Here is a 22370-nt window from a genome sequence, read left to right on the forward strand (position 1 = left end):
ACCGCATCCCGGCCTCCGCGAGGGTCGCCGGGATGCGCCTTACCTGACGCGCGCGCGCAGCTTGTCGGTGCAGAGCTCCATGAGCAGCACGATGGCAAAGATCACGAGGATGATCATCGAGGCGTTGCGGTACTGGAAGAGATCGAAGGCCACCTTCAGCTCCTGCCCGATGCCGCCGGCACCGACGAGCCCGAGCACCACCGACGAGCGCACCGCCTTTTCCAGCGCAAAGAGCGAGGAGTTGATCAGCGACGGCATGATGTCTGGCAGCACGCCGCCGACCAGAACCGAGGCGCGGTTGGCGCCGATGGCCCGCAGCGCCTCCTGCGGCTCGCGCTCGGCATCCTCCATCGCCTCGGCGAAGAACCGGCCGCAGAAGCCGATGGTGTCGACCATGATGGTCATCGTGCCCGCCACCGCGCCAAGGCCCACCGTCGCCACGAAGAGCAGTGCCCAGACGAGGTCCGGGATGGTGCGCAGCAGCGAGACGAAGGCCTTCACGAGGAACGAGCCGCGCCCGAGCGGCGACAGCCCCCGCGCCGAGAGCCACGCGATCGGCAGGCTGAGCACGATGCCGATGGCCGCCCCGGCAAGCGCGATCTGGAAGGTCTCGAGGATCCGCAGCGCGATCCGCGCGAGGAAATCCGCCTCGGTATTGGGCGGCAGCATCCGGCCCACGAGACGCAGCATCCCCGGCACACCATCAGCCAGTTGCCCCAGCGAGGGCGCGACGTTGTTCATCGACACCAGAACCAGCGCGCCGACGGTTACCAGCGCGGCGAAAGAGGCGGGCGACAGCCCGCCCATGCGGTCCGGGGTCGGCAGGGGGCGGGGATCAGCCATGGAAGGTCTCGTTCAGATCGGATTGCGAGACCCGGCCGCTCGGCTTGTCGAACAGCACGCGCCCCTGTTTCAGCGCAACCACGCGGGTGGCGTAGTCCAGCGCGTGTTTCATGTCGTGCGAGGTGAACAGCAGCGTGATCCCCTGCCCACCGCAGAGGCTCTGGAACAGGTCCATCACGTTGCGCCCCGACACCGGGTCGAGGCTCGCCGCGGGCTCGTCGGCGATCAGCAGCCGGGGTCGGCGCACGAGCGCGCGGGCGATGGCGACACGCTGCTGCTGCCCGCCAGAGAGCGCGTCGGCACGCATCATCGCCTTGTCGGCCAGGTTGACCGCGTCCAGCGCCTCGAGCGCGCGCTGGCGCCACGGCTCGGGCGCGATGCTGTGCGAGAAGGCGCGCCAGCTGCCCGGAGCGCCGAACAGCCCGTGGATGACGTTCGACAGGACCGTGCGGCGCCGCACGAGGCAGTGTTTCTGGAACACGAAACCGGTCTGCTGGCGCAGGTGCTGGCGCTCGGCACGGCTGCCGCCGCCCTGCATCCGCGCCCCAAGGCAATCGAGCTCACCGCCGCTGATCGGGTGCAGGCCGATCAGGCATTTCAGAAGCGTGGACTTGCCGCAGCCGTTGGAGCCGATCAGCGCGATGCGTTCGCCCGGCTGGATCTGCAGGTCGACGCCGCGCAGGATCATGCTGCGACGGTCATAGGATTTGGTCAGGCCGCGCGCGGTGATCACCGGCGCCACCGCGAGCTGCGCCGTCTCGGGCGGGGCAGTCTGGAGATCGAGCATGAGGGCCTCCGAAAGGATGCCGGGCCGCAGCGGCCCGGCACCGTCCGATCCGGGGATCAGTTGCCGACGAAGGACGAGGTGTCGACGCCGATGGTCTGGTACATCGAGCGCACGTAGTCGTAATCGCCGTCCTTCACTTCGCTGAGGAAGAAGCCGCCCTTGTACTTCTGGTTGTCGTCGCCCTGCAGGACCGCCTGCATCAGCGTCTCGCCGTTCTCGACGAACGCCGCCTTCACCGCGGCGACGGCCTCGGCATCCGCATCGGCGCGGGCCACGAGGATGTCGTTCGGCAGGTCGCGACCACGGGCAATCACGGTGAAGGACTGCTCGGGGAAGGCCTCGCGGATGCTCGCAAGGTGGCCCTCGTTCATGCCGACGGCGGCGACATCACCGCGGATCAGCGCCTCGACGGCGACATTGCGCGAAATGATCTGCGGCATGTAGTCGGTGTTGTAGGCGAGGCCGAAATCCGACAGCACCTGCGCCGGTCCGAGGTGCTGGGAGGTCGAGCCGACCGACCCGAAGGTCACGGTCTTGCCCTTCAGGTCCTGCACCGTCTTCACCGGGCCCTCGCTCAGCGCGACGATCTGCGCATAGTAGTTCGGGCGCTGCCAGGCGGTGACGATCTGCGCGTCGGTCAGCTCCTTGATCACCGCGTACTCGGCGGGGCCGGTCAGCACCAGGTCGACCTGGCCCTGGTTCAGCGCCTCGACGGCGGCAGTGCGCGAACTCACCGCGAAGAGCTCGATCTCTTCGCCGGAGATCTCTTCGAGCGCGGTTTCGAACGCGGCGAATTCCTGTTGCAGGGCTTCCAGCCCTTCGATGTCGGTCACCGCGAATTTCAGCGGATCGGCAAGGACGGGGGCGGCGACGGTGAGCGCGAGGGCAGCGGTCGCGGCGAGGAGAGAACGGATCATGCTGTGGTCTCCAAAGAAATGGGTTGCTGTGTACACAGGAGTGTCACAGTTAGGGGTCATAGGGGGTTCCGTTGACAGTTTCGTGACGACCGGAGCAAAGCGAAGAATGACCGAGAATTGGACGATCACCGGCGGAGAGGTGCTGGCAGGCGGAGCCCTGACCCAAGGGGCTCTGCACCTTGCCGGAGGTCAGATTACCGAGGCAGCGGCGCCTGAGGCACGCCGTTTCGATGCCAGCGGCGCATGGGTGCTGCCGGGGATCGTCGACCTGCATGGCGACGGGTTCGAGGCGATCGTGCAGCCGCGCGCCGGCGTGCACTTCCCCTACCCGCTCGCCTTTGCCGAAGCCGACCGGCAGATGCTCTCGAACGGCATCACCACCGCGTTTCACGCGCTGACCGTGTCGTGGGAACCGGGGCTGCGCAGCATCGAGGTCGCGCGCGAGCTGGTCGCAGCGCTCGAGGCGGCCACGCCGGGGCTGCGCTGCGACACCCACCTCAACATCCGCTGGGAGACCTTCGCGGTCGATCATGTCGAGGAGGTGCTGGGCTGGCTCGCGCGCCGACCGGGCGACATCCTGTCGATCAACGACCACACCACCGCGAACCGGAGCCTCGAGGCGGGCTCGAGCAAGGTCAAGCGCATGGCCGCGCGCATGGGGATAAGCCCGGAAGAGACCAAGCGCATGATCGACGACGTCTGGGCGCGACGCGACGAGGTGCCGGGCGCCACGGCGCAGATCTGCGCCGGCGCCACCGCGTGCGGCGCTCCGATCCTGTCGCACGACCAGTGCAGTGCCGAGGACTGGGCCGAGGGCAACCGGCTCGGGATCACGGTGTCGGAATTCCCCATGACCGAAGACGCAGCCGCCGCCGCGCGCGCCGCCAGCGAGCCGGTGATCCTCGGGGCGCCCAACGCGCTGCGCGGGCTGAGCCACAACGGCGCGCTCTGCGCCACCGCCGCGATCGGCGCCGGACTCTGCGACGTGCTGGCCTCGGATTACTACTACCCGGCGCCGCTGCACGCCGCGTTGCGGCTCTGGCAGACCGGCGTGCTGCCGCTGGCCGACGCGTGGGCTCTGGTCTCGACAAACCCGGCGCGGGCAGCCAAGCTGCATGACCGGGGCGAGATCGCGCCCGGGAAGCGCGCCGATCTGCTGGTACTCGACCCCGAGAGCCGCGAGGTCCGCGCCGTGTTCGTGAATGGGAGAAAAGTGCTCGACCGTGTCTGACATCTCGCCCGAGAACCCGATCCCCGGCGCGCATCCGGAGTTCGCGGCGCTGGCGACGCGGCCCTACGCGCCGAAATCCCTTCGCGCGATCTGGTTGCAGATCTATGACCGGCTGGCGGACGCCATCGAGCGCGGCCTCGTGGCGCCCGGCGCGAAGCTGCCCGGGGAGGTGCATCTCGCCGACCTCTTCGGAGTGAGCCGGATCACCGTACGCCGCGCCCTCGCCCTGCATCAGAGCGAGGGCAAGCTGCAGGCTCGCAAGGGGGTCGGGATCTTCGTTCGGCAGAAGCCGCGCTACTTCGAGATCCGCAACGACATGACCTTCGCCGACTCCCTCGTCGCCGATGGCGGCGAGATCTCCACCCGCACCTTGCTGCTCGAGCGCGGCCCGGCCAGCGCCGAGGCGGCACGGCTTTTCGGTCTGTCTCCCGGCGATCCGGTGCTGAAGCTGCACCGCCTTCGGATGCTCGACAGCGCGCCGATCTATGTTTCGCGCAAGGAGTTCCCGCTGGCGCGGTTTCCCCGCTTCGAGGCGGATTACGCGGAAAGCGCATCGGTCGTCGCGGTCTATCGCGCTACGGGGATCGCGCATTACCGCCGCGCCGAGACCCGGGTGCGCGGCGGGCTCGCCAGCCGAGAAGAGGCCGAGATCCTCGGCCTCACCCCGAAGACACCGGTACAGCACGTCACGTCGATCAACCGCGATCCCGACGGCGCCGCAATCGAACTCAACCGCGGCTGCTGGCCGATGAGCAGCGTCGAGCTGGTCTTTACCAGCGACGGCTGAGGGCGTCCTGTCGGATCCGGCGCATGAAAAAGGGCGGCCCGCAGGGCCGCCCGTCCGCTGTCACGAGAGCGTCGCGCTTACCAGGAGGTCAGCACGGTGCCGTGGTACTTCTCGTCGATGAACGCCTTGATCTCGGGGCTGTGATACGCGTCGATCAGCGGCTTGACCCAAGGCTGCTCCTCGTCCCCTTCGCGCACCACGATGATGTTCACGTAAGGATTGTCGGCGCTTTCCATCGCGATCGAGTCTTCCTTCGGGTTCAGACCAGAAGCGATGGCGTAGTTGGTGTTGATCAGCGCCGCGTCGAGATCGGCCAGCGACCGCGGCAGTTGCGCCGCATCGAGTTCACGGAAGCGGATGTCCTTGGGGTTCTCGACGATGTCGAGCACGGTCGGCACAAGGCCGGTGCCCTCGGCGAGGGTGATCAGTCCGAGGCTTTGCAGCACCAGCAGCGCGCGGCCACCGTTGGTCGGATCGTTCGGGATGCCCATGGAGCCGCCCTCGGGGAAGGCCTCCATGTCGGTGATGCTGTCGGAGTACACGCCCATCGGGGTGGTGATGGTGGTCGCAACCGGCACCAGCGCGAAGCCGCGGTCATTGACCTGATTGTCGAGATAAGGCTCGTGCTGGAACGAGTTGGCCTCGATGTCGCCATCGGCCAGCGCTTGGTTCGGCACCACGTAATCCGAGAACTCGACCACGTCGATGTTCAGGCCCATGGGCTCGGCGATCTTGGCCACCTCTTCCATGATCTCGGCATGCTCGCCAGGCGAGACGCCGACCTTGATGTCCTCGGCAGAGGCGGTGCCGGCAATGAGCGCCAGCGCGGAGACGACGGGGATCAGTCGCTTCATGGGAATTTCCTTCCTTGGTGCATTCTTCTGATGCTTGATTTAGGGATCAGCGGCCGCGATTGCGCGGCGCGCGCTTGTCGACCAGTCTGGCCAGCCCCTCGCCGAGGGACTGCACGAGCTGGACCAGCACGATGAGGATGACGACCACCGCCAGCATGACCTCGGGCATGAAGCGCTGGTAGCCGTAGCGGATGCCGAGATCGCCGAGCCCCTCGCCACCGACCGCGCCGACCATGGCGGAATAGCCGATCAGGCTGACCACGGCGAGGGTCAGGCCCAGAGTGATGCCGGGCAGCGCTTCGGGGATCAGCACCTTGCGGATGATCTGCAGCGGCGTCGCGCCCATGGCGCGGGCGGCCTCGATCAGGCCGCTGTCGACCTCGCGGATGGCGTTTTCCACCAGACGCGCGATGAAGGGCACGGCGGCGATGGTCAGCGGCACGATGGCGGCGGTGGTGCCGATGGAGGTGCCGGCGATCAGCCGGGTGAACGGGATGATCGCCACCACGAGGATGATGAACGGCACCGAACGGGTGGCGTTGACCACCAGCCCCAGCACCTTGTTCACCGCCGGAGACGACAGCAGCTCGCCACGCTGCGACACGGCGAGGTAGACGCCGATGGGCAGGCCGAAAATCGTGCCGAGCGCGCCGGAGATCGCCACCATGTAGAGCGTCTGCAGCGTTGCTTCGAGCAGCATGTTGATCAGGTTAGCCGACATAGCCCAGCACCTCCGTGAGCAGCTCGTGACGTTCCAGATAGGCGCGCGCCTCGGCGCCGCGACCGGCCTCGACCGAGACCAGCAGGTTGCCGAACGGGTGCGGGCCGATCTCCTCGATGGCGCCGGCGAGGATGTTGACGGCGATGCCGAGCTCCGAGGTGAGCATGGCCAGCATCGGGTCGGTGGCGTGGCGCCCGGCAAAGGTGATGCGGATCACCTCCTGAGCGGCGCCTTGCGGGCGCTCGGGCTGCAGGCGGTCAGCGATGAAGCTCGGCAGGGTGACGCCGGTGATGCCCGACAGGAACGAGCGCGTCGTGGAATGCTTGGGGTCGGCGAAGACGTCGTAGGTGGTGCCCTGCTCGACGATGCGGCCGCCGTCGATCACCGCCACGTGGCTTGCGATGTCACGCACGACGGCCATCTCGTGGGTGATCAGCAGGATGGTCAGGCCGAGATCGCGGTTGATGTCGGCCAGCAGCTTCAGCACCGTCTGCGTGGTCTCGGGATCGAGCGCCGAGGTGGCCTCGTCCGACAGCAGCACCTTGGGCCGCGTCGCGAGCGCCCGGGCGATGCCCACGCGCTGCTTCTGACCGCCGGAAAGCTCTGCCGGGTAGCGCCGGCTGAGATCCTCGAGCCCGACGCGGGCAATCAGGTCATCGACCCGCGGCTTGATCTCGGCGCTCGGCACGCCGGCAATCTCGAGCGGCAGCGCGACGTTGCCATAGACCGTGCGCGAGCTCAGCAGGTTGAAGTGCTGGAAGATCATCCCGACATCGCGGCGAATGTGGCGCAGCTCGGCGGCGCTGGCGCGCCCGACATCATGCCCGGCAACCGTCACGCTGCCCGTGGTCGGCTGTTCCAGCCCGTTGACCATGCGCAAGAGCGTTGACTTGCCGGCGCCCGAGCGCCCGATGATTCCGGTGATCGTCCCTGCCGGCACGTCGAGGCTCACGTCCTCGAGCGCCATGACCTGGCCCGAGCCCTTCTTTTCAAAGGACTTTCCAAGGGCCGCGAAGCTGATCGCGGCGCCCGTTGTCTGTTTCTCGGCCATCCGAGCCTCTCGCTAGCGTCCGGCCTCCTCCCGCGGCGCGATAGACCGGATTAGCCGGACGGACGCAAGGGTCTGTCTGCGCAAAACCGTTGTCCGCGGGGCAGCAGTCTCGACCGACAGGCGACGCCCGTCAGACGACGAGTCGGGTGGAGCGGCGGCTACCGGGCGTTGTTGCGGAGCAGGTCGCGATAGCGCTCGAGGCTGCCCTCGAGATGCGCCTTCATCGCCTGTTCCGCCGCGTCGGCATCGCCGAGAATGATGGCATCGATGATGCGGTCATGCTCGCTGACAAGCTGCGGGTTCGGCACGTAGGCGCGCGGCGGCCCGCGCCGCGGCTCGAGCTCGACCCGGGGCACCAGCCCCGGCCGGATCAGCGAGAGGAACTCGGGAAAGCGCTTGTTCTGCGAGGCCTCGGCGATGGCGTAGTGAAAGGCGAAATCCGCCTCCCGGGTCGAGGTGCCGGTCTCGAAGCACTTGGCCACCTCGCCCTGCGCCTTGACGATCTTGTCGATCTGCGCGCCCGAGCGCCGGGTCGCGGCCAGCGCGGCGGAGCGGATCTCGAAGGCGGACCGCAATTCGAAAAGCTCGATCACGCCCGACAGCCGCTCGGTGTCGAGATCGGAGAACGGACGCTGTTTCGCCTTCGACGGGTCGAGCACGTAGACCCCCGAGCCCTTGCGCGCCTCGATCAGCCCCTCCGAGCGCAGCTGCGCGAAAACCTCGCGCACCACGGTGCGGCTGACGGAATGCCGGCGCGTGAGCTCCGATTCGCTGGGCAGACGGTCGCCCGGCGCGAAATCGCCCTTGCCGATGGAATCCCGCAGCTCGTCGGCGATCACCGCGACACGGGTGCGGGCGGGAAGCGGCTCTGCGATCGGGGCCGCCATGTCGGCTGAACCTGTCTTGGACACGCGGCACGGCCCTTCTTTCTGTTACACAGATCTGAAAACTACCGGAAAGCGCGGCCCGCCGTCCAGCCCCATGCCCGGTGGAATTCGCCCTATGCATGCGAAATCCTGTATTGACCGCGCCAAATAATCTGTAATACAACTTGTCATACAGAATTGAAGACCCGCAACCGCCCCGGCGCTTGCGGCACGGGAGGACCAACACGTGATCATCACCGACGTCACCGCGCGGGTGTTCCGGCACAAGACGCGACGCCATTCCGACAGTGCCGGCCATGCCCATCCGGGCCCCGAACACGAGGTGCATCAGGGCATCCTGACGATCCGCACCGAGGACGGCCACGAGGGCCACAGCTTTGCCCCGCCGGAGGTGATGCGCCCGCATGTGCTCGACAAATACGTCCGCAAGGTGCTCATCGGTCAGGATCACCGCGACCGCGAGCGGCTGTGGCAGGATCTGGCCCACTGGCAACGCGGCTCGGCGGCGCAGCTGACCGACCGCACGCTGGCGGTGGTCGATTGCGCGCTCTGGGATCTGGCCGGTCGCACGCTCGGTCAGCCGGTCTACAAGCTGATCGGCGGCTATCGCGACAAGGTGCTGGCCTACGGTTCGACCATGTGTGGCGACGAGATCGAGGGCGGGCTGGCCACGCCGGAGGATTACGGCCGCTTTGCCGAAAAGCTCGTGGCGCGCGGCTACAAGGGCATCAAGCTGCACACCTGGATGCCGCCCGTGAGCTGGTCGCCAGATGTGAAGATGGACCTCAAGGCCTGCGCCGCCGTGCGCGAGGCGGTGGGGCCGGATATCCGCCTGATGATCGACGCCTTCCACTGGTATTCGCGCACCGACGCACTCGAGTTGGGCCGCGGGCTGGAAAAGCTCGGCTTCGACTGGATCGAAGAGCCGATGGATGAGCAATCGATGTCGTCCTACAAGTGGCTCGCCGACCAGCTCGACATTCCGGTGCTCGGGCCCGAAAGCGCCGCCGGCAAGCACTGGCAGCGCGCCGAATGGGTCAAGGCCGGGGCCTGCGACATCCTGCGCACCGGCGTCAACGACGTGGGCGGCATCACCCCCGCGCTCAAGACCCTGCACATGGCCGAAGCCTTTGGCATGAACTGCGAGGTCCACGGCAACACCGCCATGAACCTTCACGTGGTGGCCGCGGTGCGCAATTGCCGCTGGTACGAGCGCGGCCTGCTGCACCCGTTCCTCGAATACGACGACGGGTTCGACTACCTGAAATCGCTGTCCGATCCGATGGATGCGGACGGCTATGTCCACCTGCCCGACCGTCCCGGTCTGGGCGAGGACATCGATTTCGACCACATCGAGAACAACCGCGTGGCCTGAGGCCGCGCGCACCGGGATGTCACGAAACCTGAGGGAGGAGACATGAGACATCTGCTTGCAAGCGCCGCGGTGGCGGTGTTGATGGCCGGGGCCAGCCCCGTGCCGGCCGAAACGCCCGAGGATCAGCTGATCGTGGCGTTCAACATGAACAACGTCCTGACCATGGACCCGGCGGCCATCACGGGAGGCGAGGCCGTCCAGATCCTGAACAACGTCTACGACGCACTGGTCCAGCTCAACCCCGAGACCCGCGTGCTCGAGCCGCGGCTGGCGGAGAGCTGGGAGATCTCCGACGACAACATGACCGTCACCTTCACCCTGCGCGACGACGCCGTCTTCGCCTCGGGCAATCCGGTCACAGCGCATGACGTGGAATACAGCCTCAAGCGGCTGCTGACGCTGAACCTCGCGCAGGCCTCGGCGCTGAAATCGCGCGGCTTCGTCACCGAGGACATCGACACCTACTTCGTCGCCGAGGACGACAAGACCTTCGTCCTCACCCTGCCGCAGCAGGACGACCCCAAGCTGATCATGATGAATCTCGCCGAGGCCGGGCGCGGCTCGATCCTCGACAGCGAGGTGGTCAAGCAGCACGAGCAGAACGGCGACTGGGGCCAAGCCTGGCTTACCAACAACGCCGCGGGCTCCGGCGCCTTCGAGCTGACCCGCTGGCAGGCCAACGAATACGTCATCCTGACCCGCAACGAGCAGTTCTGGGAAGACGCCCCCGCGATGACGCGCGTATTGATGCGCCACCTCCCCGAAAGCCAGTCGCAGCGGCTGGGGCTCGAGCAGGGCGACATCGACGTGGGCTTCTCGCTCGCCGCGCCGGACCTGAAGGCGCTTGAGGCCAACGAGGACATCACCGTCGAGACCGTGCCCTCGGCCGGGTTCTACTACCTTGCCGCGTCGATGAAGGACGAGAAATACGCCGACCCCAAGGTGCGCGAGGCGCTGCGGCACCTGATCGATTATGATGGCATCAACGGCGCGATCATGCCCTTCTTCGGCGTCAAGAAGCAGCGCCCGATCAATTCCGGCGCCTTCGGCCTGCTGCCCGACCCGGGCTATGCGCTCGATGTCGAAAAGGCCAAGGCGTTGCTCGCCGAAGCCGGTTATCCCGACGGGTTCGACACCTCGATCCGGGTGATCTCGACCCAGCAGTTCCTCGACAGCGCCACCGCGATCCAGGGCACGCTGGCGCAGGCCGGGATCAACGCCGAGATCATCACCGGCGATGGCGGGCAGATCTACGGCGCCATGCGCGAGCGCAACTTCGAGCTGCTCGTCGGGCGCGGCGGTGGCGGCCAGCAGCCGCACCCGGACAGCAACCTGCGCGCGCTGATCTACAACCCCGACAACTCGGACGAGGCGGGGCTGACCAACTACCAGGGCTGGCGCACCTCGTTCTACGACGAGGGCCTGAACGAACAGATCGAGGCGGCGCTTGTCGAGGGCGATGGCGACCGGCAGATCGAGCTCTACGAGGAGATCCAGCAGACCATCGACGAGGTCGTGCCGTCGATCCAGCCGTTCTCCGAGCGCGTGGTCACCGCCGCCTATCAGGACGGCATCGAGGGCATCGTGGTCGACCCGTGGGTGACCCGCTTCGAGGACGTGACAAAGACCCCCTGACGTCGGCATCTCGCTGACGCTGAAAGGCGCGGGCCAGTCCCGCGCCTTTCGTTTTGCCATGTTCGGCTTGCGGCTTTCGGTCTGCCCGAAGCTCAGAGCTGCCGGGACAGGAACGCGACCGCCTCGTCGAGGGTCTCTGACGGGCAGGTATGCGCATGATCGTGAAAACCGGTATCTGGCGGCGGACCGCCCGCGGCGGTCGCAATGGCCGCAAGCGTGTCCCACGCCTGCGCCACGCTGTCCTCCGGCATGTGCCGATCGCCCCGCCCGGAGCGATAGAACTGCGGCTTGGCCCCGCAAAGCCCTGCGAGGTCGGGGAAATCCGCGTGATGGGCGAGGCCGGGATGCAACATCCAGAAGGCCGACTGCCCGCGCAGGAGCGGCGCGCCGGGGCGCATGAGGTCGGCCCTGCAGGCCATCCATGACAGGCTCGCATGCGCCTTGACCGCGCCGCAGAGCGCCGCCACCTGCCAGGCCCGGAAACCACCCCACGAGAACCCGAAGGCGCCGATCCGGGCGGCATCGATGCCGGGCTGCCGGGCCAGCCAGAGCGCCGCCTGAACGTCCTCGGCCGCGACAAGGCCCGCGAGCGACCAGCCGAGGCCCATGGCGTTGGCCGCCAGTGCCTGCTGCCCCTCCGCCCCGCCCTGCCAGCGCCGGCCCCAGCCCGGCGCGTCGAGGCAGAGCACCGCGAAGCCGGCTTCAAGAAACGCCTGCGCCGGGTCACGCCCTTCGTAAAGGCGCGCACGGGTGTCCTGCGAGGCAGGCAGGTCGAGCATCTTTTCCCAGCCGCAATCGAAGCTGCCGCCATGCTCGTGCAGCAGCAGGACGGCTGGATGCGGACCCGGCTCCGAGGGGCGCAGGAACACCCCCTCGGCCTGCGCCCCGGTGGCATAGTCGAGCGTCACGCACTCCCCGACGCAAGATCCCCGAGCCGGCGCGTCGCACTCGGGCAGTTCGGCGCGCCAGAGCGTGCCCAGCCGTTCGGCCCAGACGCGGAACGGCCCTCGCGCGGCGGCGAAGGCCAGGGACATCGGCAGATCCAGCCGCCGGCGCTCGAGGAACGCCGGCAGCGAGGGTGGCTCAGATCGCGCGTTCATATTCGAGGCTCGCGTCGATGAGCTGCTTGGCATAGGGCTGCGTCGCCCCGCCACCGGTAATCGCGTCGCGGTCGAGCACCTCGACGATGCGCCCGTGCTGCATGATCGCGAAGCGGTCGCACATGTGATCGACCACCGCGAGGTCGTGACTCACCATCAGGTAGGTGAAGCCCTTCTCCTGTTGCAGCCGCACCAGCAGGTTCAGCACCTCCGCCTGCACCGAGACGTCGAGCGCCGAGGTCGGCTCGTCGAGGAACAGCACGTCCGGTTCAAGGATCAGCGCGCGAGCGATGGCAACGCGCTGGCGCTGGCCGCCCGAAAGCTGGTGCGGGTAGCGGTCGAGGAACTCGACCGGCAGGCCCACGTCGCGCATCGCCTGCGCCAGACGCGCCTCGCGGTCGTCGAAGCCGTTGATCCGGAGGCCCTCGTCCAGCGCGGTGCGGATCGAGTGGCGCGGGTGCAGCGAGCCGTAGGGATCCTGGAACACCATCTGCACCGTGCGGCAGCGCTCGGCCACCGGCATCTTGCGCACGTCGTGCTCTCCGATACGCACCGTGCCGTCCCAGATATCGGTCAGCATCGAGGCGCAGCGCAGGATGGTCGATTTTCCCGAGCCGGATTCTCCCACGAGGCCGAAGCACTCGCCCGCGGCGACGTCGAAACTGACATCGTGCAGCACCCGGATCGGGCCGAAGCTGATCGAGAGCCTGTCGATGGTGATCGGTTTCATGCCTGCGCCTCCAGAGGTTCGAGCCAGCTGTCCTGCCGCGCCAGCACCGGCAGCGGCTCGCGGGTGCCGCCGATGCGCGGCTGTGCCGCGAGCAGGCCGCGCGAATAAGGGTGCTGCGCGTTGTCGAGATCGCGCGCGTCGAGCGCCTCGACAACGCGGCCCGCATACATGATCAGCACCCGGTCGCAGAACGCCCGCACGAGATTGAGGTCGTGGCTGATCATGATCAGCCCGATGCCCTTGTCGCGCACCAGCCCGTCGAGGATGCGCAGCACCTGCAAGCGCACCGTCACGTCGAGCGCCGAGGTCGGCTCGTCGGCGATCACGAGGTCGGGGTCGGTCAGCAGCATCATCGCGATCATCACCCGCTGCCCCATGCCCCCCGAGACCTCGTGCGGATAAAGGTCATAGACCCGCTCGGGGTCGCGGATATGCACCTGCTCGAGCATCGCGATGGCCCGTGCGCGGGCCTCGGATTTCGAGCATCTGACATGGGTGCGGTAGGCCTCGGCGATCTGGTGACCGCAGCGCTGGATCGGGTTGAGCGAGAACTTGGGATCCTGCAGGATCATCGACATGCGCTTGCCGCGCACGTCGAGCATCTGCTTTTCGGGCGCGTTGAGAAGGTCGACCTCCTCGAACTGCATCCGGTCGGCGGTGATCTCGGCGGTGTCGAGCAGGCGCATGATCGCCCGCCCCACGGTGGATTTGCCCGAGCCGCTTTCGCCGACGATGCCGAGCCGCTCGCGCCCGAGGGTGAAGCTCACATCCCTCACCGCGGGCGCAGGCGCCCCGGCATAGCGGATCGAGAGCCGTTGAATGTCGAGAACCGGATCCATGAATTACCTCTTGTTCATCTGCTTGGGATCGAGCGCGTCGCGCAGGCCATCCCCCAGAAGGTTGAAGGCGAGGCTGACGCAGAGGATCGCGATGCCCGGGAAGGTCACCAGCCACCAGCTGTCGATCATGTAGCGCCGCCCGGTGGCGATCATCGCGCCCCATTCCGGCAGCGGCGGTTGCGCGCCGAGGCCGAGAAAGCCGAGCCCTGCTGCGGTGAGGATCACCGTCGCCATGTTGAGCGTCAGGCGGATGGTCACCGAGGGCAGGCACATCGGCACAATGCTCTTCCAGATGATCCGCGCCGAAGACGCCCCCTGTAGCCGCGCCGCCGCGATGTAATCCGCCTGCCGGAAGGTCAGGGTCTCGGCCCGCGCAAGGCGTGCGATCGGCGGCCAGGCGGTCAGCGCAATTGCGATGATCGCGTTGTTGAGGCTCGGCCCGAGCGCCGCCACGAAGGCCAGCGACAGGATCAGCGACGGGAACGACAGAAAGATGTCGGTGATCCGCATCAGCACGGTGTCGACCTTGCCGCCAAAGTAGCCCGCAACGGTGCCGAAGAAGAGGCCCAGCGGCCCCACCACGACGGTCACCAGCGAGATGATGGTCAGTGTGATGCGCGAGCCGTGCACGAGCCGTGAGAAGATGTCCCGGCCAAGCTCGTCGGTGCCGAAGAAATGCGTGCCCGAAGGCGGCTGCAGGGTGGCCTGCAGGTTCTGCGCATACGGGTCGTGCGTGGCGATCAACGGCGCGAAGAGCGCCACGAGGATCAGCAGCGCCAGCACCACGAGCCCGAAGAGCGACGTGGGAGAGCGGGTCAGGAAGGCCACGATGTTGCGGGCCGCGATAAGGCTTTGCGGCATCCGGCGGCGCGGCACGGGGGCGGGTATGTCGCGGGTCATGCTCATCTCGTCCTCGGGTCGAATACGCGGTAAAGAATGTCGGAGAGGATGTTCAGCCCGATGAAGATGACGCCCACGATCAGCACGCAGGTCATCACGGCATTCATGTCTCCGATCAGCAGGTTGGAGGTCAGGTACTGGCCGAAGCCCGGCCAGGCGAAGACCGTCTCGATCAGCACCGCCCCCTCGAGCAGCGCGCCATAGGCCAGCGCCACGATGGTCACGAGCTGCACGCGGATGTTGCCGAAGGCGTGGCGCCACACGGTCTGTCGGCGGCTCAGCCCCTTGACCCGCGCGGTGGTCACGTATTCCTGCCCGAGCTGGTCGAGCATGAAGCTGCGGGTCATGCGTGTGATGTAGGCCGAGGAGGAATAGCCCAGCAGCGCCGCCGGCAGGATGATGTGGTTGATGGCGCTGCGGAACACCTCCCATTCCCCGGCCAGCGCGCTGTCGATCAGCAGGAAGTTCGTCCGCTCCGGCACCAGCCCGATATAGAACTGGCTCATCCGGCCGGACCCGCCGACCCAGCCGAGATTGGCGTAGAACACCAGCAGCGCGATCATCCCGGTCCAGAAGATCGGCATCGAGTGCCCCATCAGGCTGATCACGCGGATCAACTGGTCGGGCCAGCGGTCCTTGTTGACCGCCGCGATCACCCCGAGCGGCGTGCCGAGGCCGGCGCCGATGAGGATGGCGAAGGTGGCGAGCTCGATGGTGGCCGGCAGCACCCGGGCGATATCCTGCAGCACCGGCTGGCCGGTGCGGATCGAAGTGCCGAAATCCAGCGTCACCACGTCGCGCAGGTAAAGCAGGAACTGCTGCCACATGGGCTTGTCGAGCCCGAGCTGGCGGTAGACGTTCTCATAGACCTCGCGGGTCGCATCCTCGCCGACGATGGCGCGGACCGGATCGACCGGCATGATGCGCCCGATCACGAAGGTCAGTATCAAGAGGCCGAAGAGGGTCACGAAGATCGAGACTCCCTGTTCGGCAATGCCATTCAGGCGGCGTCTGTCGAGCCGCATGTTCCCCTCCCTCGCCGTCGAATCTGACGGCCTCTTTCAGTCATACACATCTACATAGTTGTTATACAGGTTTGCTTCTGTCAAGGTTTCTTAACAATCGCCGCCCCCTGATGCCGAAGCGAGACCCTTCGCCACACATCACGGAAGTCGCATGGACAAGGATTTCAACAGATGTCATACTTCAGATCCCTATCCTGTATGAGAAGTGAGCAAGCGAGCCATGGATATGCCAGCCAAGATGCGCCGTTCTGACCGCTCCGAAACCGGCCGCACGCTTGTCGAGACCGTGCGCGAAGCGCTGCGCGACCAGATCAGCGCGGGCCGCTATCCGCCGGGCACGCGCCTCCCGAGCGAAGCGCAGATGACGCAGGAATTCAGCGTCAGCCGCACGGTGATCCGCGAGGCCATCGCCTCACTGCGCGCCGACGGGCTGGTCGAGCCGCGACAGGGCGCAGGGGTCTTCGTGCTCGCGCCCCCTGCCCCGGTGGACTTGCCGTTCCAGAACATCGACTTCGTGCGCATCTCCTCGATGATCGAACTGCTCGAGCTGCGCACCGCGGTCGAGGCCGAGGCGGCAGCGCTGGCCGCGCAGCGCCGTTCGCCGGCGCAGGAAGAGAGGATCATCGGATGCCTGCGCGAGGTCGACCGCGCCGCCGATGCCGGTGAGCTGACCGTCGAGGCCGATTTCGCCCTGCATCTCGCCATCGCCGAGGCCACCAACAACCCGCGGTTCGGCGACTTCCTGTCGATGATCGGATCGAACCTGATCCCGCGCAAGGTGCTGACCGAAAGCGATTCCGAGCCGGTTCCGCGCGAGTATCTCGACGTAATCTCGGCGGAACACCACGAGATCGTCAACGCCATCCTCGATGGAGACGACGACGCCGCCCGCGCCGCCATGCGCCAGCATCTCAAGGGCAGCCAGGCGCGCTATCGGGCGCTGCTGCGGGCCGGCAGTTTCGGCAAGACTTGACGCTTCGGTGGCTGTCATACATATCTGTCATACATGTCGATAGCGGCGGTCACGCCGAAGAAAGGATGGATCATGACAGAGCCCCTGAAGACCTTCCCGGTGGTTTCGCCCGACGCCGGCGTGCAGCGCCAGGTTCTGGCGGACGCGCCCGAGCTGATGGTCGTGTCTTTCCGCTTCGAGGAGGGCGCCGAGGGCGCGCTGCACGATCACCCGCATGTGCAGTCGACCTATGTCGAAAGCGGGCGCTTCCGCTTCCACCTCGCAGGCAAAGAGTTCGAGGTCGGCCCGGGCGACAGCTTCGTCATCCCCTCGGGTGCGCGGCACGGCTGCGTCTGCCTCGAAGCCGGCCAGCTCGTCGATTGCTTCACCCCCCGCCGGGACGATTTCCTGTAAGCGCGGCCTCTTGGTCGGGTTCGTCCATCCCCATCAGCTGCCCGTCGCGCGACAGCGCCACCCGGCGCAGATGCCCGCGCGGGCTCAGCCCCATGATGCGTTTGAAGCAGCGTGAGAAATAATAGGGGTCGGAATAGCCGACCTCGGCCCCCGCCGCCCCGACGGTGAGGCCGGACTCCAACAGATGCGCCGCCCGCTCGATGCGGCAGAATTCCTGGTACTGCTTCGGTGTGCGCCCGATCCGGTCGCGAAAGGCGCGGTGGAAATAGTCGGGGTTGTAGGGCGCGTCCTCGACCACCCGCGCGGCGATCGCCGCCTCGAGCGGTGTGGCGGCAATCCTTGACGCGGCCTTCATCACCGCAAGATCGATGCCCGCGCCGGGATCGACCGGCACCGCTTCCTGCCGCCAGCCGAGAAACGCGTCGTCGACGAACGAGAGCAGCATCACCATGAACAGGTGATGCTGCGGCAGCGTGACCGAAGCCGGGGGCGCGCTCTGTCGGTAGTGCCGGATCATCGGGCCGAGCACCTCCCAGCGGGACAGGCGCACCTTCGGGCGCAAGCGCATCTGTCCGATGAGGTCCTGCGCCCCGTGCGCCGAGAGGGTGAAGTGCTGCGCGACGCCCAGATAGGTCTCGGGCCCCTCGTTCCAGCCTTCGAAGGGCGTGTCGCGCGGCAACAGCATCGCCTCGCCCGCCGACAGCGTCTGCAGGCGCCCTCCGATCCGGTAGTGCCCCCGCCCCTCGAGCGCGATGACAAGATCCTCGACCGGATTTTCCTTCTCGATCCGCCAGGTCGTGGCGTGCTGCATCCGGATTGCCGCACGCGTGAGCGTCAGCGTCAGGGCGCCCGGAGGAAACCGAGCCAGAGCGCCGCCTTCGATTTCATCCATCTTTTCCCCCATGATCGTCAATTTATCTCTCGCTCCCGATCTGTCACTAATTCATCATACAACTGAAGATGGCGCAACGCCGCGGACCGGAGGAGGCCCGTCGCGCCATCGGACGGAGCGCCGCACGCCCCGTGCTATCCGCAGTTCAGGGAGGGAAAATTGACGTTTATCTCAGGAAATCCAGCCTTGTCGCGAGGTACACCATGACCCGCACACGATCACTCGGGCTGATCTATCTCAGCCCTTACATCCTCGGGCTGATGGCGTTCACCGCGATTCCATTCCTCGCGTCATTCTATCTGAGCTTTACCGATTACAACCTGATGCAGCCCCCAAAATGGACGGGGCTGGAGAACTATATCGAGCTCTTCACCTCTGACCGAACCTTCCGCCGGTCGCTCTCGGTGACGCTGCTCTACGTGTTCCTGACAGTGCCGCTGAAACTCGCCTTCGCGCTCTTCATCGCCTACATCCTCAACTACAAGCTGCGCTGCATCAACCTCTTTCGCACCGCCTTCTACGTGCCCTCGATCCTCGGCGGCTCGATCGCCATCGCGGTGCTGTGGCGCTACATCTTCGCCACCGAGGGGCTGGTGAACATGGTGCTGGCATGGTTCGGGATCGAGCCGGTCAACTGGTTCGGCGATCCCACCAACGCGCTCTTCACCATCACCCTGCTGCGCTGCTGGCAGTTCGGCTCGGCCATGGTGATCTTCCTCGCCGCGCTGCAGAGCATCGACAAGTCGCTCTACGAGGCTGCCGCCATCGACGGCGCGAGCAAGCTGCGCAGCTTCGTCTTCATCACGATCCCGCTGATCACGCCGGTGATCTTCTTCAACCTGATCATGCAGATGGTCCAGGCCTTCCAGGAGTTCAACGGCCCCTACATCATCACCCAGGGCGGGCCGCTCAAATCCACCTACCTGCTGCCGCTCTACATCTACGACGAGGCCTTCAAGCGCTTCGACATGGGCTATGCCTCGGCCATCGCGTGGGTGCTTTTTCTCATCATCATGGCGCTGACCCTCGTGGCCTTCTGGTCCTCGAAGAAATGGGTCTTCTACGCCGGCGACAAGCGGAGCTGAGCCGATGACCGATATCTCACACGCCTCCGATGTCTTCACCGCCGGCGCCGACGCGCTCGCCGAGGCCCGCCGCCACCAGCGCATCCAGCAGCGCCGCGCCCGGGTCTCCGCGATCCTGCGCTACGCCATCCTCTTCGGCGTCGGGCTGGTCATGCTCTACCCGCTGATCTGGCTGGTCGGCGCCTCGTTCAAGACCAATGCCGAGATCTTCGCCAACCCCGGCTTCATCCCGCGCGAGCCCACCACCGAGGGCTACGTGCAGGGCTGGGAGACCTCGACGCCCTACACCTTCGGGCGGTTCTTCTGGAACTCGTTCCTGATCATCCTGCCCAAGACCATCGGCACGGCGATCTCCTGCACCATGGTGGCCTATGGCTTCGCGCGCTTCGACTTCCCGCTCAAGAAGCTGCTGTTCACCAGCGTCATCGCGATCCTGCTGCTGCCCAACGTGGTCACCCGGATCCCGCAATACATCCTCTTCCGCGAGCTCGGCTGGCTCGACAGCTTCCTGCCGCTCTGGGTGCCCTCGGCAATGGCGGGCGACGCGTTCTTCGTCTTCATGCTGGTGCAGTTCCTGCGCGCCATTCCCGACGACATGGAACAGGCCGCCCGCGTCGATGGCTGCAACTCGTGGCAGACGCTGCTCTTCGTGGTCGTTCCGATGCTGGCCCCCGCGCTGATCTCGGTCTGCCTGTTCCAGTTCATGTGGACGATGAACGATTTCCTCGGCCCGCTGATCTATATCAGCTCGGTCGACAAGTACCCGGTGAGCCTCGCTCTGAAGCTCTCCATCGACACCACCGAGGCCTTCGAATGGAACCGCATTCTGGCCATGTCGGTGCTCACCATCACGCCCGCGCTGGCCGTGTTCTTCATGGCGCAGAAGTACTTCATCGAGGGCATTTCCGCAGGGGGGATCAAGGGATAATGGCACGGCTTCAACTGAGAAATCTCGAAAAGGTCTATGGCGGTGCCTTCAAGGCGGTGCACGGGATCAACCTCGATGTCGAGGAAGGCGAGTTCATGGTGCTGGTGGGGCCCTCGGGCTGCGCCAAGTCCACCACGCTGCGGATGATCGCCGGGCTCGAGGAGATCACCGCGGGCGAGATCCGCATCGGCGATCGCATCGTCAACACGCTCGAGCCGGGCAAGCGCGGCATCGCGATGGTGTTCCAGAACTACGCGCTCTATCCGCATATGAAGGTGCGCACCAACCTCGCCTTCGGGCTGCGCATCGGCGGCGCCTCCAAGGCCGAGGCGGCGAAGGCGGTCGAGGAGGTCGCCAAGATCCTCGAGATAGAGCCGCTGCTGGACCGGCTGCCCAAGCAGCTCTCGGGCGGTCAGGCTCAGCGCGTGGCCCTGGGCCGGGCGCTGATCAAGAAGCCGGACGTGTTCCTCTTCGACGAGCCACTGTCGAACCTCGACGCCAAGCTGCGGGCCTCGATGCGGGTGCGGATCACCGACCTGCACAAGCGCCTCAAGCGCGAAGGCATGGCCAGCACGGTGGTCTACGTCACCCACGACCAGACCGAGGCGATGACCATGGGCGACCGCATCTGCGTGATGAAGGACGGTCATATCATGCAGGTCGCGACGCCGAAGGAGCTCTACGAGCAGCCCGCTAACCTCTTTGTCGCGGGCTTCATCGGCAGCCCCGAGATGAACGTGATCGAGGGTCACGTGGATGGCGGCGCTTTCCGCACCGGCGGGCAGGTGATCCAGCTTGGCGAGGCGCTGACCAGCCGCCTCTCGGCCAGCCCCGAGCGCGCCGCGCTGGGGATCCGGCCGCAGCACCTTACGCTGGCCACCGGCATCAACGGCGCGCTCTCGGCGCAGCTGCGTGGCGTCGAGTTCATGGGCCACGAGGTCTATCTCCACGCCCTGCTCGACGGGCGCGAGGTGACCACCGTCGCCAGCGCCGCCGAGTTCGAGCGCATGGACCGCTCGCTCGACACCATCCGGCTGCTGCCCGAGGCCGCCAACATGCACATCTTCGACCGCGACAGCGGTCGCAATGTCTCCCTGCGCGCGCAGGGCTGACCCTTTGGGAGGAGGACCCCGATGAAACTGCATCTGACAACCGCGCTGGCGCTCACGCTGGCCTCGCAGGCCACCGCGGCCGATCTGCGCATGTCGTGGTGGGGCGGTGAAAGCCGTCACGTTGCCACGCAGGAGGCGCTCAAGGTCTGTGGCGAGAAATATGGCCACACGGTCGCGCCGGAATTCACCGGCTTCGACGGCTATCTCGAGAAGCTGACCACCCAGATGGCCGGCAGCACCGAAGCTGATATCGTGCAGGTCAACTGGCCGTGGCTGCCGCTGTTCTCGCAGGATGGCGAGGGCTTCCACGATCTGACCGAGCTGTCGGAGACCATCGACCTGTCGCAATGGTCCGATGATCAGCTCGCCACCGTCACCGTGCAGGGCAAGCTCAACGGCCTGCCGCTGTCGACCACGGGGCGGGTGTTCTTCTTCAACACCACCACGCTCGAGGCGGCTGACATTCCGGTGCCCTCGACCTGGGAAGAGTTCTTCTCCGCCGCTGCCGCGCTTCGCGAAAGCCAGGGCGAGGGGTACAACCTCTTCAACGCGGTGAAGGAGACCGCGCAGCTTCTGGTGACGCTGGCCGTGGTGCAGAAGACCGGCAAGGATCTGGTCGATCCCGAGACCAACCGCGTCGCCTGGAGCCCCGAGGAGCTTGCCGCAGGCATCGCCTTCTATGGCCGCTTGATCGAGACCGGCGCGGTGCGCAGCCAGCAGCAGGAGGCCGGCGAGGGCAACGTCAATCTCTACGAGAAGCAGGACTGGGCGCAGGGCCGCATCGCCGGCTCCTACGAGTGGGACACGACCTATTTCAAATATGCCGACCCGCTCAACGAAGGCCAGACCATCGACAGCATCGCCCCGATCCGTTTCGAGGATGCAGTGACCGATGGCGCCTACCGCAAGCCCTCGATGCTGTTCGCGATCTCGCGCAATTCCGACAACCCGGAGGCGGCAGCAGAGATCGTCAACTGCATGCTCACCGAGCCCGAGGGCATCGATGCGCTCAAGGACACGCGGGGCCTGCCCGCCTCGAAGGTGGCTGCGGACCGGCTGATCGAGGCCGGCATGATCAAGCCCGAGATCGTCAAGGCGCATGAGATCGCGATGGAGGCCAGCGGACCGGCGATCTCGCCCTTCAATGAGCATCCCGAGCTGCGCGGCGCCTTCATCGACGCGCTCGAGGAGTATTCCTACGGCATGATCGACGAGGTCGAGGCTGCCGAGGTGATCATCGACGCCGCCAACGACGTGCTGAGCGACTTCGACTCCTGAGCCCCCGGCCGCTCCGGCCAGGCGCCG

23 protein-coding genes are annotated in these 22370 nt (G+C 66.5%); 10 read left to right on the forward strand and 13 right to left on the reverse strand.

Features of this window, described 5'->3' with window-relative positions; translation table 11 throughout:
* Positions 1-39: 39 nt before the first annotated feature.
* Genes phnE through JF542_RS07565 form a run of 3 tightly spaced genes read right to left on the reverse strand, consistent with a single transcriptional unit; the run spans position 40 to position 2547 of the window.
* Positions 40-843 carry a phosphonate ABC transporter, permease protein PhnE gene (gene phnE, locus JF542_RS07555; protein ID WP_207075376.1) on the reverse strand — a complete coding sequence of 268 codons (804 nt, stop codon included), beginning with the start codon at positions 841-843 and terminating at the stop codon, positions 40-42.
* Complete coding sequence (locus tag JF542_RS07560; RefSeq protein WP_207075377.1) at positions 836-1630, reverse strand: phosphonate ABC transporter ATP-binding protein; 795 nt, start codon at positions 1628-1630, stop codon at positions 836-838. The genes phnE and JF542_RS07560 overlap by 8 nt, the downstream gene beginning before the upstream one ends.
* Positions 1631-1686: 56 nt before the next feature.
* A complete protein-coding gene (locus JF542_RS07565) occupies positions 1687-2547 on the reverse strand; it encodes a PhnD/SsuA/transferrin family substrate-binding protein (protein ID WP_040545616.1) in 861 nt (286 codons plus the stop codon).
* Positions 2548-2653: 106 nt separating this feature from the next.
* Between JF542_RS07565 and JF542_RS07570 the strand changes: the two genes are divergently transcribed.
* Together JF542_RS07570 and phnF are read left to right on the forward strand one after the other, a co-directional pair.
* Entirely contained in the window at positions 2654-3778 is a 1125-nt protein-coding gene (locus tag JF542_RS07570; RefSeq protein ID WP_207075378.1) for an alpha-D-ribose 1-methylphosphonate 5-triphosphate diphosphatase, read from the forward strand.
* Positions 3771-4565, forward strand: a complete 795-nt coding sequence (phnF, locus tag JF542_RS07575; RefSeq protein WP_340689147.1) for a phosphonate metabolism transcriptional regulator PhnF — start codon at positions 3771-3773, stop codon at positions 4563-4565. The genes JF542_RS07570 and phnF overlap by 8 nt, the downstream gene beginning before the upstream one ends.
* A 77-nt stretch (positions 4566-4642) precedes the next feature.
* Here phnF and JF542_RS07580 read toward each other — a convergent pair whose 3' ends face one another.
* The 4 genes from JF542_RS07580 to JF542_RS07595 all read right to left on the reverse strand — a co-directional run bounded on the left by JF542_RS07580 (position 4643) and on the right by JF542_RS07595 (position 8078).
* Positions 4643-5419, reverse strand: a complete 777-nt coding sequence (locus JF542_RS07580) for a MetQ/NlpA family ABC transporter substrate-binding protein (protein WP_207075380.1) — start codon at positions 5417-5419, stop codon at positions 4643-4645.
* A 46-nt stretch (positions 5420-5465) separates the two neighbouring features.
* The gene (locus JF542_RS07585) at positions 5466-6140 is read right to left on the reverse strand and encodes a methionine ABC transporter permease (RefSeq protein WP_207075381.1); all 675 of its coding nucleotides are present in this window, start codon (positions 6138-6140) and stop codon (positions 5466-5468) included.
* Positions 6130-7191: a methionine ABC transporter ATP-binding protein gene (locus JF542_RS07590; RefSeq protein ID WP_207075382.1), complete on the reverse strand. Its 1062-nt coding sequence runs from the start codon at positions 7189-7191 to the stop codon at positions 6130-6132. Before JF542_RS07590 ends, JF542_RS07585 begins: the two co-directional genes overlap by 11 nt.
* A 158-nt stretch (positions 7192-7349) precedes the next feature.
* On the reverse strand, positions 7350-8078 hold the full coding sequence (locus JF542_RS07595; RefSeq protein WP_050768469.1) for a FadR/GntR family transcriptional regulator: 729 nt from the start codon (positions 8076-8078) through the stop codon (positions 7350-7352).
* A 226-nt stretch (positions 8079-8304) separates the two neighbouring features.
* Here JF542_RS07595 and JF542_RS07600 point away from each other — a divergent pair, with 226 nt between their 5' ends.
* Together JF542_RS07600 and JF542_RS07605 are read left to right on the forward strand one after the other, a co-directional pair.
* Positions 8305-9453: an enolase C-terminal domain-like protein gene (locus tag JF542_RS07600; protein WP_207075383.1), complete on the forward strand. Its 1149-nt coding sequence runs from the start codon at positions 8305-8307 to the stop codon at positions 9451-9453.
* 42 nt (positions 9454-9495) lie between these two features.
* Complete coding sequence (locus JF542_RS07605; RefSeq protein WP_242533648.1) at positions 9496-11088, forward strand: ABC transporter substrate-binding protein; 1593 nt, start codon at positions 9496-9498, stop codon at positions 11086-11088.
* A gap of 92 nt (positions 11089-11180) precedes the next feature.
* Here the strand turns inward: JF542_RS07605 and JF542_RS07610 are convergent, their stop codons facing one another.
* Genes JF542_RS07610 through JF542_RS07630 form a run of 5 tightly spaced genes read right to left on the reverse strand, consistent with a single transcriptional unit; the run spans position 11181 to position 15682 of the window.
* Positions 11181-12188 (reverse strand): dienelactone hydrolase family protein, encoded by a 1008-nt coding sequence (locus JF542_RS07610; protein WP_207075384.1) that lies wholly within the window; start codon positions 12186-12188, stop codon positions 11181-11183.
* Positions 12172-12918: an ABC transporter ATP-binding protein gene (locus JF542_RS07615; protein WP_207075385.1), complete on the reverse strand. Its 747-nt coding sequence runs from the start codon at positions 12916-12918 to the stop codon at positions 12172-12174. The genes JF542_RS07610 and JF542_RS07615 overlap by 17 nt, the downstream gene beginning before the upstream one ends.
* Positions 12915-13757: an ABC transporter ATP-binding protein gene (locus JF542_RS07620; RefSeq protein ID WP_207075386.1), complete on the reverse strand. Its 843-nt coding sequence runs from the start codon at positions 13755-13757 to the stop codon at positions 12915-12917. Before JF542_RS07620 ends, JF542_RS07615 begins: the two co-directional genes overlap by 4 nt.
* A gap of 3 nt (positions 13758-13760) precedes the next feature.
* Complete coding sequence (locus JF542_RS07625) at positions 13761-14663, reverse strand: ABC transporter permease (RefSeq protein WP_007801981.1); 903 nt, start codon at positions 14661-14663, stop codon at positions 13761-13763.
* On the reverse strand, positions 14660-15682 hold the full coding sequence (locus JF542_RS07630) for an ABC transporter permease (protein WP_207075387.1): 1023 nt from the start codon (positions 15680-15682) through the stop codon (positions 14660-14662). Before JF542_RS07630 ends, JF542_RS07625 begins: the two co-directional genes overlap by 4 nt.
* Positions 15683-15902: 220 nt before the next feature.
* On the opposite strand from JF542_RS07630, the gene JF542_RS07635 reads away from it, so the two are divergent.
* Together JF542_RS07635 and JF542_RS07640 are read left to right on the forward strand one after the other, a co-directional pair.
* Positions 15903-16655 carry a FadR/GntR family transcriptional regulator gene (locus JF542_RS07635; protein WP_242533649.1) on the forward strand — a complete coding sequence of 251 codons (753 nt, stop codon included), beginning with the start codon at positions 15903-15905 and terminating at the stop codon, positions 16653-16655.
* Positions 16656-16727: 72 nt separating this feature from the next.
* Positions 16728-17048: a cupin domain-containing protein gene (locus tag JF542_RS07640; RefSeq protein WP_207075388.1), complete on the forward strand. Its 321-nt coding sequence runs from the start codon at positions 16728-16730 to the stop codon at positions 17046-17048.
* On the opposite strand, the gene JF542_RS07645 is transcribed toward JF542_RS07640, so the two are convergent.
* On the reverse strand, positions 17020-17940 hold the full coding sequence (locus JF542_RS07645) for a helix-turn-helix transcriptional regulator (protein WP_242533650.1): 921 nt from the start codon (positions 17938-17940) through the stop codon (positions 17020-17022). The two genes, JF542_RS07640 and JF542_RS07645, sit on opposite strands and share 29 nt — an antisense overlap.
* A gap of 203 nt (positions 17941-18143) precedes the next feature.
* Between JF542_RS07645 and JF542_RS07650 the strand changes: the two genes are divergently transcribed.
* Genes JF542_RS07650 through JF542_RS07665 form a run of 4 tightly spaced genes read left to right on the forward strand, consistent with a single transcriptional unit; the run spans position 18144 to position 22343 of the window.
* Entirely contained in the window at positions 18144-19025 is an 882-nt protein-coding gene (locus tag JF542_RS07650) for a carbohydrate ABC transporter permease (protein WP_207075390.1), read from the forward strand.
* Between the two features lie 4 nt (positions 19026-19029).
* Positions 19030-19953 carry a carbohydrate ABC transporter permease gene (locus tag JF542_RS07655; RefSeq protein WP_207075391.1) on the forward strand — a complete coding sequence of 308 codons (924 nt, stop codon included), beginning with the start codon at positions 19030-19032 and terminating at the stop codon, positions 19951-19953.
* Positions 19953-21065, forward strand: a complete 1113-nt coding sequence (locus JF542_RS07660; protein ID WP_207075392.1) for an ABC transporter ATP-binding protein — start codon at positions 19953-19955, stop codon at positions 21063-21065. The genes JF542_RS07655 and JF542_RS07660 overlap by 1 nt, the downstream gene beginning before the upstream one ends.
* Before the next feature lie 21 nt (positions 21066-21086).
* Positions 21087-22343, forward strand: a complete 1257-nt coding sequence (locus JF542_RS07665; RefSeq protein ID WP_207075393.1) for an ABC transporter substrate-binding protein — start codon at positions 21087-21089, stop codon at positions 22341-22343.
* Positions 22344-22370 lie beyond the last annotated feature (27 nt).

The sequence above is a fragment of the Salipiger bermudensis genome (genome assembly GCF_017309175.1).
In the GTDB taxonomy this organism is placed as follows: Bacteria; Pseudomonadota; Alphaproteobacteria; order Rhodobacterales; family Rhodobacteraceae; genus Salipiger; species Salipiger bermudensis.

Excerpts from the sequence above, each read along its gene's own strand:
- JF542_RS07560 (WP_207075377.1), bottom strand. The coding sequence starts at position 1,630 with ATGCTCGATCTCCAGACTGCCCCGCCCGAGACGGCGCAGCTCGCGGTG.
- JF542_RS07625 (WP_007801981.1), bottom strand. The coding sequence starts at position 14,663 with ATGAGCATGACCCGCGACATACCCGCCCCCGTGCCGCGCCGCCGGATG.
- JF542_RS07615 (WP_207075385.1), bottom strand. The coding sequence starts at position 12,918 with ATGAAACCGATCACCATCGACAGGCTCTCGATCAGCTTCGGCCCGATC.
- JF542_RS07610 (WP_207075384.1), bottom strand. The coding sequence starts at position 12,188 with ATGAACGCGCGATCTGAGCCACCCTCGCTGCCGGCGTTCCTCGAGCGC.
- JF542_RS07650 (WP_207075390.1), top strand. The coding sequence starts at position 18,144 with ATGACCCGCACACGATCACTCGGGCTGATCTATCTCAGCCCTTACATC.
- JF542_RS07590 (WP_207075382.1), bottom strand. The coding sequence starts at position 7,191 with ATGGCCGAGAAACAGACAACGGGCGCCGCGATCAGCTTCGCGGCCCTT.
- JF542_RS07655 (WP_207075391.1), top strand. The coding sequence starts at position 19,030 with ATGACCGATATCTCACACGCCTCCGATGTCTTCACCGCCGGCGCCGAC.
- JF542_RS07645 (WP_242533650.1), bottom strand. The coding sequence starts at position 17,940 with ATGGATGAAATCGAAGGCGGCGCTCTGGCTCGGTTTCCTCCGGGCGCC.
- JF542_RS07635 (WP_242533649.1), top strand. The coding sequence starts at position 15,903 with ATGGATATGCCAGCCAAGATGCGCCGTTCTGACCGCTCCGAAACCGGC.
- JF542_RS07640 (WP_207075388.1), top strand. The coding sequence starts at position 16,728 with ATGACAGAGCCCCTGAAGACCTTCCCGGTGGTTTCGCCCGACGCCGGC.
- JF542_RS07630 (WP_207075387.1), bottom strand. The coding sequence starts at position 15,682 with ATGCGGCTCGACAGACGCCGCCTGAATGGCATTGCCGAACAGGGAGTC.
- JF542_RS07565 (WP_040545616.1), bottom strand. The coding sequence starts at position 2,547 with ATGATCCGTTCTCTCCTCGCCGCGACCGCTGCCCTCGCGCTCACCGTC.
- JF542_RS07585 (WP_207075381.1), bottom strand. The coding sequence starts at position 6,140 with ATGTCGGCTAACCTGATCAACATGCTGCTCGAAGCAACGCTGCAGACG.
- JF542_RS07660 (WP_207075392.1), top strand. The coding sequence starts at position 19,953 with ATGGCACGGCTTCAACTGAGAAATCTCGAAAAGGTCTATGGCGGTGCC.
- JF542_RS07665 (WP_207075393.1), top strand. The coding sequence starts at position 21,087 with ATGAAACTGCATCTGACAACCGCGCTGGCGCTCACGCTGGCCTCGCAG.
- JF542_RS07580 (WP_207075380.1), bottom strand. The coding sequence starts at position 5,419 with ATGAAGCGACTGATCCCCGTCGTCTCCGCGCTGGCGCTCATTGCCGGC.
- JF542_RS07595 (WP_050768469.1), bottom strand. The coding sequence starts at position 8,078 with ATGGCGGCCCCGATCGCAGAGCCGCTTCCCGCCCGCACCCGTGTCGCG.
- JF542_RS07620 (WP_207075386.1), bottom strand. The coding sequence starts at position 13,757 with ATGGATCCGGTTCTCGACATTCAACGGCTCTCGATCCGCTATGCCGGG.
- phnE (WP_207075376.1), bottom strand. The coding sequence starts at position 843 with ATGGCTGATCCCCGCCCCCTGCCGACCCCGGACCGCATGGGCGGGCTG.
- JF542_RS07570 (WP_207075378.1), top strand. The coding sequence starts at position 2,654 with ATGACCGAGAATTGGACGATCACCGGCGGAGAGGTGCTGGCAGGCGGA.
- JF542_RS07605 (WP_242533648.1), top strand. The coding sequence starts at position 9,496 with ATGAGACATCTGCTTGCAAGCGCCGCGGTGGCGGTGTTGATGGCCGGG.